The organism is Stappia sp. TSB10GB4 (assembly GCF_900185745.1).
Taxonomy (GTDB): Bacteria; Pseudomonadota; Alphaproteobacteria; order Rhizobiales; family Stappiaceae; genus Stappia.
On record NZ_FYAV01000020.1, the window covers coordinates 40,119 to 54,255 of the forward strand.

General features: G+C 66.8%; 14 protein-coding genes. 9 read left to right on the plus strand and 5 right to left on the minus strand.

All coding sequences use genetic code 11. From position 1 onward, the window contains the following. The first annotated feature begins 54 nt into the window (after nucleotides 1-54). From TSB10GB4_RS00950 to TSB10GB4_RS23740, 3 genes are all read left to right on the plus strand, one after another. On the plus strand, nucleotides 55-2,202 hold the full coding sequence (locus TSB10GB4_RS00950; RefSeq protein ID WP_186394198.1) for a S9 family peptidase: 2,148 nt from the start codon (nucleotides 55-57) through the stop codon (nucleotides 2,200-2,202). Nucleotides 2,203-2,283: 81 nt separating this feature from the next. Then, nucleotides 2,284-2,844, plus strand: coding sequence for a DUF3833 family protein (locus TSB10GB4_RS00955; protein ID WP_186394199.1), 561 nt, complete (start codon nucleotides 2,284-2,286; stop codon nucleotides 2,842-2,844). An 83-nt stretch (nucleotides 2,845-2,927) separates the two neighbouring features. Continuing rightward, the gene (locus tag TSB10GB4_RS23740; protein WP_244296396.1) at nucleotides 2,928-4,559 is read left to right on the plus strand and encodes a Stf0 family sulfotransferase; all 1,632 of its coding nucleotides are present in this window, start codon (nucleotides 2,928-2,930) and stop codon (nucleotides 4,557-4,559) included. Nucleotides 4,560-4,580: 21 nt separating this feature from the next. On the opposite strand, the gene TSB10GB4_RS00970 is transcribed toward TSB10GB4_RS23740, so the two are convergent. Continuing rightward, complete coding sequence (locus TSB10GB4_RS00970) at nucleotides 4,581-4,787, minus strand: DUF2892 domain-containing protein (RefSeq protein WP_371328839.1); 207 nt, start codon at nucleotides 4,785-4,787, stop codon at nucleotides 4,581-4,583. 294 nt (nucleotides 4,788-5,081) lie between these two features. On the opposite strand from TSB10GB4_RS00970, the gene TSB10GB4_RS00975 reads away from it, so the two are divergent. Together TSB10GB4_RS00975 and TSB10GB4_RS00980 are read left to right on the plus strand one after the other, a co-directional pair. Further along, the gene (locus TSB10GB4_RS00975; protein ID WP_208984323.1) at nucleotides 5,082-5,873 is read left to right on the plus strand and encodes an alpha/beta fold hydrolase; all 792 of its coding nucleotides are present in this window, start codon (nucleotides 5,082-5,084) and stop codon (nucleotides 5,871-5,873) included. Between the two features lie 219 nt (nucleotides 5,874-6,092). Next, on the plus strand, nucleotides 6,093-6,464 hold the full coding sequence (locus tag TSB10GB4_RS00980) for a hypothetical protein (RefSeq protein WP_186394201.1): 372 nt from the start codon (nucleotides 6,093-6,095) through the stop codon (nucleotides 6,462-6,464). An 81-nt stretch (nucleotides 6,465-6,545) separates the two neighbouring features. Here the strand turns inward: TSB10GB4_RS00980 and TSB10GB4_RS00985 are convergent, their stop codons facing one another. Next, nucleotides 6,546-7,145, minus strand: a complete 600-nt coding sequence (locus tag TSB10GB4_RS00985) for a superoxide dismutase (RefSeq protein WP_186390036.1) — start codon at nucleotides 7,143-7,145, stop codon at nucleotides 6,546-6,548. A gap of 413 nt (nucleotides 7,146-7,558) precedes the next feature. On the opposite strand from TSB10GB4_RS00985, the gene TSB10GB4_RS00990 reads away from it, so the two are divergent. Beyond that, nucleotides 7,559-8,752, plus strand: coding sequence for a YbfB/YjiJ family MFS transporter (locus tag TSB10GB4_RS00990; protein WP_208984325.1), 1,194 nt, complete (start codon nucleotides 7,559-7,561; stop codon nucleotides 8,750-8,752). Between the two features lie 68 nt (nucleotides 8,753-8,820). Here the strand turns inward: TSB10GB4_RS00990 and TSB10GB4_RS00995 are convergent, their stop codons facing one another. Continuing rightward, complete coding sequence (locus TSB10GB4_RS00995; RefSeq protein ID WP_186390037.1) at nucleotides 8,821-9,678, minus strand: branched-chain amino acid aminotransferase; 858 nt, start codon at nucleotides 9,676-9,678, stop codon at nucleotides 8,821-8,823. 272 nt (nucleotides 9,679-9,950) lie between these two features. Between TSB10GB4_RS00995 and TSB10GB4_RS01000 the strand changes: the two genes are divergently transcribed. Both TSB10GB4_RS01000 and TSB10GB4_RS01005 read left to right on the plus strand, forming a co-directional pair. After that, entirely contained in the window at nucleotides 9,951-10,409 is a 459-nt protein-coding gene (locus tag TSB10GB4_RS01000; protein ID WP_186394202.1) for a VOC family protein, read from the plus strand. 104 nt (nucleotides 10,410-10,513) lie between these two features. Beyond that, complete coding sequence (locus TSB10GB4_RS01005) at nucleotides 10,514-11,194, plus strand: haloacid dehalogenase type II (RefSeq protein WP_186394203.1); 681 nt, start codon at nucleotides 10,514-10,516, stop codon at nucleotides 11,192-11,194. A 135-nt stretch (nucleotides 11,195-11,329) separates the two neighbouring features. Here the strand turns inward: TSB10GB4_RS01005 and TSB10GB4_RS01010 are convergent, their stop codons facing one another. Together TSB10GB4_RS01010 and TSB10GB4_RS01015 are read right to left on the minus strand one after the other, a co-directional pair. After that, nucleotides 11,330-11,737 carry a DUF4332 domain-containing protein gene (locus TSB10GB4_RS01010; protein ID WP_186390040.1) on the minus strand — a complete coding sequence of 136 codons (408 nt, stop codon included), beginning with the start codon at nucleotides 11,735-11,737 and terminating at the stop codon, nucleotides 11,330-11,332. Nucleotides 11,738-11,807: 70 nt separating this feature from the next. Continuing rightward, a complete protein-coding gene (locus tag TSB10GB4_RS01015) occupies nucleotides 11,808-12,203 on the minus strand; it encodes a DUF2267 domain-containing protein (protein ID WP_186390041.1) in 396 nt (131 codons plus the stop codon). Nucleotides 12,204-12,372: 169 nt separating this feature from the next. Between TSB10GB4_RS01015 and TSB10GB4_RS01020 the strand changes: the two genes are divergently transcribed. Then, nucleotides 12,373-13,977, plus strand: coding sequence for a helicase HerA-like domain-containing protein (locus TSB10GB4_RS01020; protein WP_186394204.1), 1,605 nt, complete (start codon nucleotides 12,373-12,375; stop codon nucleotides 13,975-13,977). Nucleotides 13,978-14,137 lie beyond the last annotated feature (160 nt).

Below are 14,137 nucleotides of genomic sequence, written 5' to 3' on the forward strand. Positions count from 1 at the left end.
CCGCCCATTCATCCGGCCCTTGCCAAGCCCCGCGAAAGCGCCTACCTCCGCTCCATGTTGAAGACACCCAATAGCCCCCTTTCCGATGCCGCGGCCGCGCCGGCGCCGCGGGCGGAACAGCGCCCCCTCACCCTGACCGCCCATGGCACCACCCGTGAGGATCCTTATCACTGGCTCCGCGCGGAAAACTGGCAGGAGGTGATGCGGGCGCCCGACACGCTCGACCCGGCCATCCGCGCCTATCTGGAGGCGGAGAACGCCCATCTGGAAGCCGGCATGGCCGACACGAAGGGCCTGCAGGACACGCTGTTTTCCGAGATGAAGGGGCGGATCAAGGAAGACGACAGCAGCGTGCCGGCGGCCGACGGGCCCTATGCCTATGGCTTTTCCTATGTCGCCGGCGGCCAGCACCCGCGCCTCATCCGCATGGCTCGGGAGACGGCCGAGCGCGGCGGCGCGGCCGAGGAAATCCTGATCGACGGCGACCGCGAAGCGGAAGGCAAGGCCTATTTCCGCCTCGGCGGCGCCATGCACTCGCCCGACCATTCGCGCCTCGCCTGGGCCTTCGACGACACCGGCTCGGAGTTCTACACCCTCCTGGTGCGGGACCTTGCCAGCGGGCGCGACCTCGACCAGCGAATCGAGGACACAGGCGGCGGCGGCGTCTGGTCCGCCTGCGGTCGTTATCTCTTCTATGTGCGGCTCGACGCCAACCACCGGCCCTCGAAGCTGTTCCGTCATGAGGTCGGCACCGACCCGGCCGGCGACGTGCTGGTCTACGAGGAGGCCGATCCGGGCTTCTTCATGAGCATCGGCAAGACCCAGTCCGGCCGCTTGCTGACCATCGACATCCACGACCACGAGACCTCCGAGGTCCGCCTGATCCCGGCCGATGCGCCGCTTGACGCCCCCGTCACGGTGGCGGAGCGCATCACCGGCACCGAGTATTCGGTGGAGGACGACGGCGGCGACACGCTGCTGATCCTGACCAATCACGGCGGGGCGGAGGACTTCCGCATCATGAGTCTGCCGCTCGCCGCTCTGCGCGCGGGCGCCGGCCCGGAGGCCTGGCGGGACGTGGTGCCGCATCGCGAGGGGCGGCTGATCCTCTCCTTCACCTGTTACGCCAAGCATATGGTGCGGCTGGAGCGCGAGGACGGGCTGCCGCGCATCGTCGTGCGCCGCATCGCCGACGGGCTGGAACATGCCATCGCCTTCGACGAGGAGGCTTATTCGCTCGGGCTTTCCGACGGCTACGAGTTCAACACCAACCGGATCCGCTTCTCCTACTCGTCGATGACGACGCCGGCCCAGGTGTTCGACTACGACATGGAGACGCGCGCGCGCACCCTGCGCAAGACGCAGGAGGTTCCGTCCGGCCACGATCCGCAGGCCTATGTGACGCGGCGGCTCCAGGTGCCGGCCGGCGACGGCGAGACGGTGCCGGTGTCGCTGCTCTACCGCAAGGACACGCCGCTGGACGGCAGCGCGCCCTGCCTGCTCTACGGTTACGGCTCCTACGGCATCACCATCCCGGCGAGCTTCAACACCAATTGCCTGTCGCTCGTCGACCGCGGCTTTGTCTATGCCATCGCGCATGTCCGCGGCGGCAAGGACAAGGGGTTCCGCTGGTACAGGGACGGTCGCCGGCAGGCGAAGATGAACACGTTCACCGACTTCATCGCCGCCGCCCGATATCTGGCGGACGAGGGCTTCACCTCGTCCGACCGCATCATCGCGCAGGGCGGCTCGGCCGGCGGCATGCTGATGGGCGCGGTGGCCAACATGGCGCCGGAAGCCTTCGGCGGCATCATCGCCGAGGTGCCCTTCGTCGACGTGCTCAACACCATGCTCGACGACACGCTGCCGCTGACCCCGCCCGAGTGGCCGGAATGGGGCAATCCGGTCGCCTCGCAGGACGACTACCGGACGATCGCGGCTTACTCGCCTTACGACAATGTCGCGGCGCAGGCCTATCCGCCGATCCTGGCGGTCGGTGGGCTGACCGATCCGCGCGTCACCTATTGGGAGCCGGCCAAGTGGGTCGCGCGCCTGCGCGAGCGGCGCAGCAACGAGGCGGCGCTCTTCCTCAAGACCAACATGGAAGCCGGCCATGGCGGCGCCTCGGGTCGCTTCGACCGGCTCAAGGAAGTGGCCTTGGTCTATGCCTTCGCGCTGAAGGTGGCCGGCGCCACGGACTGAGAAGCGATCCGGCGCGGGCCAGCCGCCGTAAACGGCATCAAGGGCAGCGGCAGGCTGCCCAGGCCGGTTACGGAGGTTACCATGCCCGCGCTGATCTTCTGCCGCGAGGCGGCCCGCGCCAACATTCCCGCTCTGGCGGCCGTGCTCGCGTTTCTCCTCCTGCTCCCGGTGCTCGCTGCCGGCTCTGCCCATGCAGACGGCAAGCCGCTGGTGCTGGAGCACTATTTCCGGGGACGCACTGTCGGGGAAGGCGTGTTCGAGAGCCGGATCGCCGGCATCCGCCGCCCCTTCACCGTGGTCACTCATGGCACCTGGAACCCGAAGACCTTCACGCTCCGGCTTCGCGAGGACTTTCGGTTCGCGGACGGCGAGCGCGACACCAAGGTCTGGTTCTTCCAGAAGGTGGCGGAGAACCGCTATATCGCCACCCGTTCAGACGTGCTCAACCCGGTGACGATCACCACCGGCGGGGCGAGCATCCGCTTCGACTATGCGGCCAGGCTGGAGACCGAGAGCGGCCCGGTGGCGGTGCGCTTCTTCGACACGCTGACCCGCGTCGACGCCCGCACCTTGCGCAACACGGCAGAGGTGCGGAAATACGGCATCACGGTCGGCACCGTCGATCTGACTTTCCGCAGATAACGCGTTCCCGAGCAAGACGCGTCACGTTGCTGTCACGAAAGGGGGGAAGGATTCTTTTCCCGAATCCGACCTGCCTTTCGCCAATGCCATCTTTCCAGTCCTACATTCTCTGCACCTCACCGCGCAGCGGCAGCACACTGCTGTGCCGGCTTCTGGCCGCGACCGGCGTCGCCGGCAGGCCGGCATCCCTGTTTCATGAGCCGTCGCTGGACGACTGGCGCGAGCGCTTCGGTCTTTCCGGCGAAAAGGAACGCGGCGAGCGCGACATGCTCGCCCAGATCTTCACCTCTGCCCTCGAGCGTGGGCGCGGCGGCACCGGCCTGTTCGGCCTGCGCCTGCAGCGGCACAGCTTCGCCTTCTTCAGCGAGAAACTCGCGGTTCTCCACCCGGACCGACCGGACGATGCCGCGCGCCTTGAAGCGGCCTTCGGCCCGACACTGTTCATTCACCTGACACGCCTCGACAAGATTGGCCAGGCGGTTTCCTATGTGAAGGCGCAACAGAGCGGGCTGTGGCACAGGGCCTCGGATGGCACGGAGCTGGAGCGGTTGTCGCCGCCGCGCGAGCCGGTCTACGACGCCGCGCTGCTGCGCAGCACCCACGACACGATGGTGACCGCCGACCGGGATTGGGAAGCCTGGTTCACGGGCCATGGCATCGCCCCGCTGCGCCTCACCTATGAGGCGCTTTCGGCCGATCCGCGAGGGACGCTGCGCCATGTTCTTGAAGCGCTCGGTCTCGATCCGGCAACAGCGGACACCGTCACGCCGGACGTCGCCAAGCTCGCCGACGCAACGAGCCGGGAGTGGGCGGAGCGGCTGCGCACGGATCTCGGGTTCGCGTGGCGAGACGGTTTCAGCCGTCGGTGCAGCCGTGCTAAATCTGAGGTGGCAGGTGGAGGGTTTCCCTCGGAAGTCGGGTGGTTGCAAGATCAGGCAGGAGTCGCCATGCCCCTGAACATCGTCCGCCGCCTCATTCCCGACTGGGGCACGACCTATGGCCCGCCGGGCGATGGACCGTTTCCTGCCGTCATGATCCTGCATGGGTCGGAAGGCGCCTGGTCGGGCTGGAGCCATCGCAATGCGGTCCTGCTCGCCGCCCATGGCTTCCTGGCCTTTCCCTTCCCCTATTCGAAAGGCGGCAACGCGTGGAACGCCGGCAGCATCGCCGACGTGTCGCTGGACCGGACCGCCGAGGCCCTGGCGGCGCTTCGGGGATTTGCCCCATCGGGCGGCAAGGTCGGCATCTACGGCGTGTCACGCGGGGCGGAACATGCCTTGCTGCTTGCATCGCTGATGCTGCGGGACGGCGTTGCCGGCGTGCCGGATGCCATCGCCGTGCACAGCGCGCCGGATGTCATTTGCGGTGCCTTCGATGCCCGCCGCTGGCGGGATGCGGGCGACCCCGGCTGGCAGGTCTGGGACCCTGGCGAGCGCGCCTGGTCCTGGCGCGGATCGAGCGACGACCTTCTGCCCACAATGGCGATCGAGATCGAGCGCTATGGCGGACCGCTGTTTCTCAGCCATGGCACGGCGGACAAGGTCTGGTCGGTCGAAACGACCAGACGGCTCGCCGAGCGGCTGCGGCGCCACGGCCGCACGCCTGAGGTTCACTATTATCAAGACGAAGACCACCTGCCGCGGAGCGAGGCGGAAAACCGGCACCACGAGAAGCTGATCGCGTTCCTGGAGCGCAATCTGACCTCTTGCGACTGACCCGGCCCTCGTCTGGCCTTCCTACTTGCCGCAGGTATTGATGCCGAGCAGCGTGTAGGCCGGACACCATTTCAGGAAGGCGGTCAGCAGCGGCACGACGCCGATCCAGCCGACCCATTTCCAGGTGATGTCCGCCGGCCCGAACAGGGCGAAGGCGATCAGCGCCAGCCCTACGACGATGCGGGCGATCCGGTCGGCACTGCCGACATTGGTGGTGATCATCGACATATCAGCTACTCCTTCGGGGGCTGCGGCAGGAGGCGCCTCGCGCTTTCCCGCAGCGTTCCCCTGCCCCACTTCCTGTCCGGCGGTCCAAGTGCGGCACGCCGGGCAGATCCGAAATTTTCTATTATTCGAATATACTTGAAGCCCCTACCCGCCCGCAAGCCACCCTGCTGCGGCAGGTTGGCGCGCGATCTCGCCGAGGGGCGGCCGGCGGCAATGGACAGGAGCATCATGCCTCGGCTATGCGGAGGCATGCAATGCTCGCCTCCTTCGACACGTCCCACCGCGATGCCCGCCGTGACCGATCCAGTACCCACCCACGACCTGCGGATCGAGACCGGCCGGGGCGCACTGTTCGTGCGACTCTGGTGGCATGAGCCATCCCTGAGGGACGCGCCGCCGCCGGTGGTGCTGTTTCACGACTCGCTGGGTGCCGTCGAGCTCTGGCGCAGCTTCCCCCAAGCACTTTGCGAGGCGACCGGCCGGCCGGTGATCGCCTATGATCGGCTCGGCTTCGGCCGCTCGGATGCCTTTCCCGGCGCGCTGCCTGCGGATTTCATCGCGGCGGAAGGGCGGGACACGCTGCCGCTGCTGCGCGATGCCTTGGGCTTCACGCAGTTCATCGCCTGCGGCCATAGTGTCGGCGGCGGCATGGCGGTGGAAACGGCTGCAAACCACCAAGCGACCTGCCTTGCGGTCATCACGATGGGCGCGCAGGCGTTCATCGAGGAGCACACGCTGGCCGGAATCCGCGCGGCGCAAGCGGTCTTCGAGCGGCCGCAGGACCTGGCGCGGCTCGCCCGATATCACGGCGACAAGGCGCGCTGGGTGGTCGACGCCTGGACCGGGACCTGGCTCTCCCCCGCCTTTGCCGGCTGGGCGCTCGATGACGCGCTGGCGGGCGTCACCTGCCCGCTTCTGGCAATTCATGGCGAGGCGGACGAGTTCGGCTCGCCCGAACACCCCCGCCGGATTGCCGGAGCGCAGGGGCGTTTCGTGCTGCTGCCGGCGATCGGTCACAATCCCCATCGCGAGGCGGAAGCGGAGGCGGCCGGGCTGATTGGATCGTTCCTCGCCGAACGCCTCTGATCTAAGTGCGAGGATGCTGCCCCACATATGCCAGTGTCGCGTAACCGGCCTTAAACGAAAGACGATTACACAATGGAGTGACCCGCCGCCGGTACCGGCGCATCACCATCATTCCGCCCCAGTCCTTGCGCCAGATGGCAAGGATGAGGGACCGCAGGGCACAGCTTGCAGGACCGGTTACCTGACATTGCCGCCCCCAGAAGACAGTCGAGGATCGTCATGCCCGCTTCCAGCCTCTCCTTCCGCAAGACCGGAACCAAGCCCGGCCGCGCCGTGGCCCTCGCTCTGGCAGTCACGCTTTGCCTGTCCCAGGCGGGCCCCGCGCAGGCAAGCTTCCTCGGCGACCTGCTGTTCGCGCCGACCTATAACGAGGAATATGTTCCGGGCACCTACGGTACGCGGGCCGACTGCCGCAACCCGAATTCCGGCCCCTGGCGCGGCATTGTCGGCGGACGCAAGAGCGTCGACCTGCGCACCGTGCAGTTCTCGCGCGAAGGCTGCTTCCAGACCGAAGCCGAGTGCCGCGCATTTCTCAACTATATTTCCGCGTACCTCACCCTGGTCTTCACTGCCCAGTGCAGCCGGCGCTGACGAGGACATCACGCGCGCAGGAATTGAAAAAGGCGGGCCCGCGCGGACCCGCCTTTTCCGTTTGATGCGTTGCGCCAAAGCTTACGAGGCAGCCTGGAACAACTCGTCGACATAGTCCCAGTTGATCAGGTTGTCGACGAAGGCCTCCAGATACTTCGGGCGGGCGTTGCGGTAGTCGATGTAGTAGGAGTGCTCCCACACGTCGACGCCGAGCAGCGGCGTTGCGCCGTGCACCAAGGGGCTCTCCCCGTTCGGGGTCTTCATGACGGCCAGCTTGCCGTCCTTCAGCGCCAGCCAGGCCCAGCCGGAGCCGAACTGCGTGGTGCCGGCGGCGATGAAGTCGGCGCGGAACTTGTCGAAACCGCCGAGATCGGAGTCGATGCGCGAAGCCAGGCCGCCCGGCAGCTTGTTGCCGCCGCCATTCGGCTTCATCCACTTCCAGAAATGGATGTGGTTGTAGTGCTGACCCGCATTGTTGAAGAGACCGGCGTTCTTGCCGAAGCTCTCCTTGACCACGTCCTCCAGCGACTTGCCCTCAAGGCCGGAATCCTTCAGCAGATTGTTGCCGTTGGTGACATAGGCCTGGTGGTGCTTGTCGTGGTGATACTCCAGCGTCTCGGCCGACATATAGGGTCCGAGCGCATCGTAGGCATAGGGCAGGTCCGGGAGTTCGAAAGCCATGAAAACCTCCTCAGGGCGGAACGAGAGATCAATGCCGTCCGGGCGGACAGCACCCGCAGGCGGAAGCCGGAGCGCCTTTGCCACGGCGGCCTTGCACGGGTTGTAAGCCATTCGGTCCGACAGCCGGATGACGGCCGGGCCGGGATGTCGACATCTTCCGCGAAACGCGGTTGCTGCCTGTCACACAAGGCAAAATAGGCACGTGACCGGCAATCGGCAACGGGCTTATACTCCTTTTTCCCAAGGCCCCGATCCGGCCCCGCCGACCATGGCCAGTTCTCTCGATCCCCCGCCGGTTACCATCCGCTCACCGCTTTCTTGGGCTCCGAGGCGATTTTTCCTCTCGGCGATCTACCACCCACGCTAGATTTGCCTGCCCGCCTTTCGCGCCACGTTCCCAAGGCCGTCTCCGCATGCCCGCCAAGCCTCGCCCTGCCTCCGCCTCCCCCGTGCTGCTCGCCTTCGGAGGCTTCTGCGCCTTGGCCGCAGCCATGGGCATCGGCCGCTTCGCGCTGACGCCGGTGCTGCCGTTCATGAGCGAGGCCATTCCGCTCTCCGCCTATGAGGCCGGCCTCATCGCCTCGTCCAACTATCTCGGCTACCTGATCGGCGCGCTGGCGGTCATGGCCGTCGACAAGGAGCGGATCGGTCTCGGCTTCCTGTTGAGCCTTGCCGGCAGCGTCGCAACATCCGCCCTGATGGCGATCGACGGCGGCCTCGTCTGGCTGGCTCTGGTGCGCTTTCTCGGCGGCATCGCCAGCGCGGGCGTGTTGGTGTTCTGCTCGGTGCTGGTGCTCGACCGGCTCGCCGCCGCCGGGCGCGGCGACCTTTCCCAACTCTACTTTTCAGGCGTCGGCATCGGCATCGCGCTCTCCGCCGTCACCGTCGGCTGGCTGGCCCGCGAAGGCGCCGGCTGGCAGGGCCTGTGGGCGGCCTGCGGCCTCGTCTCGGCCGTCCTGTGCACGGGGGCGGCCACCTTCGTGGTCACGCGGGCGCCGCGTGGCGCGGCGGCTCCGGCCTCAAGCCCGCCCCCGCCCCGCGCCCACATATCGCCGGCGCTTGTGCGCCTCGCCACCGCCTATGCGCTGTTCGGGATCGGCTATGTGGTGACCGTCACTTTCCTAACCTCCATCCTGCGCCAGTCGGAAACCCTGGCGCCGTTCGAGGCGCCGGCCTGGGCGGCGGTGGGACTGGCGGCGGCCGGTTCCGTCTGGGTCTGGGGACGGGTGTCGGCCTGGATCGGAGGAGCCTGGGCCTTCTCGCTCGCCTGCCTCGCTGAGGCCATCGGCGTTGCCGCCAGCGTCCTGTTTTCCAGCATGGCCGGCATGGCGCTCGCCGCCGTTCTGCTTGGCGGCACCTTCATGGGCATCACGTCGCTGGGGCTGATCGAGGGGCGGCGCCTGGCCGGCGGCGATCCGCGCAAGGTGATGGCGCTGATGACCGCCTGCTTCGGCACCGGCCAGATGGTCGGCCCGACCCTTGCCGGGCTGATCGCCGATGCAACCGGCAGCTTCTACTGGCCGTCGATGGCGGCGGCGACCCTACTGATTGTCGCCGCTGCGCTGGTCGGCCCGCTGTCGGGCCCGCGGCCGGCGCGCCCTTCGTGAAATGAAAGCGGCGGCGCAGCCCATGCTGCACCGCCGCTTCGATCGTCCGTCCGGTTCGCCCGACCCGTTCAACCGTGGGCGAACTCCCAATAGAGGTCGCGGGCGCGCTGCGCCACCGGGCCCGGCTGCAGCTCGCGATCCTCGATCCGCTTGACCGGCACCACCTTGTTGTAGTTGCCGGTCGAGAAGATCTCGTCGGCATCCAGGAAGTCGCCATAGCCGAGCGTGCGCTCATAGACCTCGGTGCCGGCATCGCGCAGCAGCTTGATGATCCGCTGGCGGGTGATACCGTTGAGGAACGTTCCGTTCCAGGCCGGGGTATGGACCGCGCCGTCCTTGACCATGAAGACGTTGGCGGTGGTCAGTTCCGCGACATTGCCGAGCATGTCGAGCACGATGGCATTGTCGAAGCCGCGCGACTTGGCCTCGACGATCGCCCTCGCATTGTTGGGATAGAGGCAGCCGGCCTTGGCGTTGACCGGCATGGTCTCCAGCGTCGGCCGGCGGAACGGCGAGAGCGTCAGGGTGATCGCCGCATCCTTCGGCGCCAGCGCCGCCTCGAACAGGCAGAGCGCGAAACGGGTCGAATCGGCGTCGCCGGCGATGGTGCCGATGCCATCGCCCTCGGCCCAGTACATCGGCTTCACATAGACCGGCGTGTTGGGAGCAAAGCGCGACAAGCCGTCCTTGGTGAGTTCCATCATCTCGCCCGCCTTCATCACCGGCTTGAGGCCGAGGGCGCGGGCGGAATCGTTGAGCCGCTGGCAATGCAGGTCGAGGTCCGGCGTCACTCCCTCGAAGGCGCGCGCACCGTCGAACACCGACGAACCGAGCCAGGCCGCGTGGGTGCGCGTCCCCATGATCGGAGCATTGCCCTCGATCCAGTTTCCGTCGATCCAGTTCCAGGTCTGCGACCACTCGCTCATCTTGTGCTCCCGATCCGTTTTCTCGCGATTGGAGGGGGATCGAACGCCCTTCGCCGGCGAAGGTCAAGGCCTCGCCTCGGTGTCTCCGGAAAAGGACAGATTTGTTCCACCGGTCCGGCGCTCCCTTTCAGATCAATCCGGATTCAGCAGATTTTCGGAATGTTGTTGCGCCCCCTTCCGCTTCATCACCAGGCCACCACACGCAGCCTCTGGAATTATCGTTCTCGATATGTTCTAAATTCACTGCAACACACGCAAAAGGCCCAGAACTCATGGAACAGCGACTGACCCTGGTAACACTCGGCGTCGATGACGTCGCCGAAGCGCGGCGCTTCTTCGAGGAGGGGCTCGGATGGCGGGCGGCAGCCGTTGACAGCGACGAGGTCGCCTTTTTCGACTGCGGCACCTGCGCGCTCGCCCTGTTCGGTCGCGGCTCTCTGGCGCATGACGCTACGGTCACGGATGACGGCGGTCGCTTCATACCGGTCTCTATCGCCTGGAACGGACGCAGCCGAGCCGAAGTGGATGCCGCCTTTGCCAAGGCGGTTGCGGCGGGCGGCGACCCGGTCAAGGCGCCGGAGGAGGTCTTCTGGGGCGGTTACTCGGGCTATGTGCGCATCCCGGGAGGCCATCTGCTGGAGCTTGCCCATAACCCGGACTGGTCTCTCGACGAGACCGGGCGCATGCAGCTTCCTGAGCCGGCTTCTTGTGCGCCGCACAAGAAGCCTTGACCTGCGGGCGGGATGGCTGTTTGCTTGGCAGGTGAACAAAATTGCGGCACCGCCGCCGCAGAGCTCCCGCCATCGGGCGCTCGTCCCGCCAAGGCCCCGACCTCATGTCCCGTTCTGCGACCCGCCCCGTCTCCGCCTATGTCTTCGATGCCTATGGCACGCTGTTCGATGTGCATGCGGCAGTGCGCCGTCATGCCGGCGACCTCGGGCCCGAGGCGGTGCACCTGTCGACCCTGTGGCGGCAGAAACAGCTCGAATATTCCTGGACCCGGGCGCTGATGGGCCGCTACCTGGATTTCTGGACCCTCACCGAGCAGGCCCTCGATACGGCGATGGCGATGACAGGCAAGAGCGATGCCGACCTGCGCCAGAGGCTGCTCGACGCCTATTGGAAGCTCGATTGCTACCAGGAAGTTCCGACCGTGCTGAAGCGTCTCAAGGACGACGGCAACCGGCTGGCAATCCTGTCGAATGGCTCCCCCGCGATGCTGGAGGCGGCCGCGCGCGCGGCCGGCATCGAAGACCTGCTCGACGAGGTTTTTTCCACCGATCTGCTGAAGACCTACAAGACCCGGCAGGATGTCTACGAACTGGTGACCAACCACTTCCGCATCTATCCCGAAGCGGTGTCGTTCCAGTCGTCCAACCGCTGGGACATTGCAGGTGCCACCGCCTTCGGCTTCCGGGGCGTGTGGATCAACCGCATCGGCGCGGCAGACGAATACGCCGATCTGCCGCCGGTCGCGGTGCTGGCGGATCTGGACGGCCTGCTGGCACTCGCGTGAGTGGGACGCCCCCCGGCAACGCGCGGCACCGGCAACCGCGCGGCAAGCGCAAGCCGCCCCGGCCCTGATTGAGCCGGAGCGCGCGATGCACACGGGTCGCTGCCCGTCAGCAGGTCCCGTCGGTACGTCCGTCCGTCAATAGGTCATGGTCGGGGGCAGGCTCTTGGCCTGCTCCACCCATTTCTCCACCGCCGACTCGCTCGGAAGCTGACGAACGAGCTTCTTGGCCTCGTTCACTTCCTTCATCTTCGCGTGGAGGTTGGCCGGAACCCGGTGCTTGAGTTCCTTGACCGTGTCGACGCCGGCAGCCTCGAGCAGCTCGGAATACTCCTCGCCAACGCCGCTGATGCGCATCAGGTCGGCCATGTTGGCCCATTTGAGGATGCGCTTGTCGTCGATGCCAGTCTCCTCGGCCAGCGCCTTGCGCCCCTTCGGATCCTTCGCCCGCTCCAGATAGGCGTCCGTGGTCCTGATGCCGATGGCCTGAAGCTTGCCGGCATAGACCGGGCCGATACCCTCGATCTCGTCAATGGAATAAGACATCACCACCTCCACATTGCCCCGGCACTGATCGCCGAGCTTGACTCCGAGCCGCGCGGGGACCGCGAACCTCTCACAGAACCTGGCCGAGCCCCGGGATCGAGGCGACCACCCGGTCGACCACATCGGCCCCCACATGTTCGCGTGCCGCCTGGATCAGTTCCCGCGTGACGGCCTGAACCTCCCCCATGTCGAGGCCGGCGTCGGTCAGTTCGTTGAGGGCGGCCATGGCTCCCATGCCACCGCCAATGCTGCCGCCGAGCTTGCCGGCAAGACTGCCGAGCAACCCGCCACCGCCACCCTGCTCCGCCATCAGAGCAGATGCTCCCGGCAGCGCCGCAACGATACGGGCGACCGCGTCCTGCGGCCCATCTCGATTGAGAAAATTGAGGATGATGCCAATGGCCTGGCGCGCGAGGTCCTCGCTGATGCCGGCAGCCGAGGCAATGCGGCCAATAAGCTCGTCCATCTGTCCTCTCCCCCTTGAGGAATCATCGAGCGTCTGCCTGCCAATCTGGCACGAGAGCGCGCGCCGCGACAACCGCTATACACAGGTCCGTCCGCGGGTTACATGAGATTTCGGGCGCGCTGCCAGGGTTGGCGGTGCGCACGCCACGCAACGCAGCGGAGACGGCAAGGTGCAGCAGGACGCAGACAGGATCTTCATCGGCGCTTCGGACAAGCCGGAATATCTGACGCTGAAGCTCGCCAACCGGCACGGACTGATCACCGGCGCCACCGGCACCGGCAAGACCGTGTCGCTGCAGATCCTCGCGGAAGGCTTCTCCAATGCCGGCGTGCCGGTCTTCTGCGCCGATGTGAAAGGCGATCTCGCCGGCATCGCCGCGGCCGGCGACCCCAAGGACTTCCTCGAAAAACGCGCCGCCCAGATCGGCTTTCTGGAAGATTACATCTACGAAGACTTCCCCACCCTGTTCTGGGACCTGTTCGGCGAGCAGGGCCACCCGATCCGTGCCACGGTCTCCGAAATGGGCCCGCTGCTGCTGTCGCGTCTGATGGACCTCAATCCGACGCAGGAAGGTGTCCTCAACATCGCCTTCAAGCTGGCCGACGACGAAGGGCTGCTACTGCTCGACCTGAAGGACCTGCAGGCGCTGCTCGCCCATGTGGCCGAGCGCTCGTCCGAACTCTCCGGCCTCTACGGCAATGTCACCAAGGCCTCGGTCGGCGCCATCCAGCGCCAGTTGCTGGTGCTGGAACGCCAGGGCGGCAACGCCTTCTTCGGCGAACCGGCCCTCGACATCCGCGACATGATGCGCACCACCCGCGACGGGCGCGGCGTCGTGTCGGTGCTGGCCGCCGACAAGCTGATGGGCGCACCGCGCCTCTACGCCACCTTCCTGTTGTGGCTCCTGTCGGAACTGTTTGAAGAGTTGCCCGAGATCGGCGACCCAGAGAAGCCGAAGCTCGTCTTCTTTTTCGACGAGGCGCACCTGCTGTTCTCGGAAGCCCCCAAGGCGCTGCTGGAGAAGGTCGAGCGGGTGGTCCGCCTGATCCGCTCCAAAGGCGTCGGCGTCTATTTCGTCACCCAGAACCCGCTTGACGTGCCGGACACGGTGCTGGCCCAGCTCGGCAACCGGGTGCAGCATGCCCTGCGCGCCTACACACCGCGCGAGCAGAAGGCCGTGAAGGCGGCGGCGCAAACCTTCCGCCCCAATCCGGACCTCGACACCGAGCGCACGATCATGGAGCTCGGCGTCGGCGAGGCGCTGGTCTCCATGCTGGAAGGCAAGGGCGTACCCTCCATCGTGCAACGGACCCTGATCCGCCCGCCCTCCTCGCGGCTCGGTGTGCTGAGCGCCGAGGAGCGGGCCGAGATGCTCAAGGCAAGCCCGCTTGCCGGCGTCTATGACGAGACGATCGACCGACATTCCGCTTTCGAGATGCTGCAGCAACGGGCGGAGGAATCGGTGATGCTGGAGGAGCGCCAGCGCATGCGCGAGGAACAGGAAGCGGCACGTCGCGGCGGCGTTCCGCGCCGCACCCGCTCCGGCTTCGAGATCCCCGACTTCGACCGGGCTCCGCGGCCAATGCCGCAGGCGCCGGAGCCGGTGCGAACCCCGTCGCGCACGACGTCGCGGCCGCCGGCCACCCGCCCCACCCGCTCGCGAACCGACAGCGTCGCCGATGCCGCGGTGAAGTCGGTGGTCCGCTCGCTCGGCTCGGCGCTCGGCCGCGCGCTGGCCCGGGGCGTGCTCGGCTCCATCAAGCGGGGAAGCTGAGCCGCACACTGTCCACACCTTCGTCACGCCCAGAAACTCCTTCACCCCCTGAAAACTGACTGCCGTTGCGGCGCCGCGACGGCAGTCGCGTGCCGCTGGCTGGCAGATTGCACGAGGCAGCGCAGGCCAAAACCAGACTTATTGACTCATGTTTTTGCAG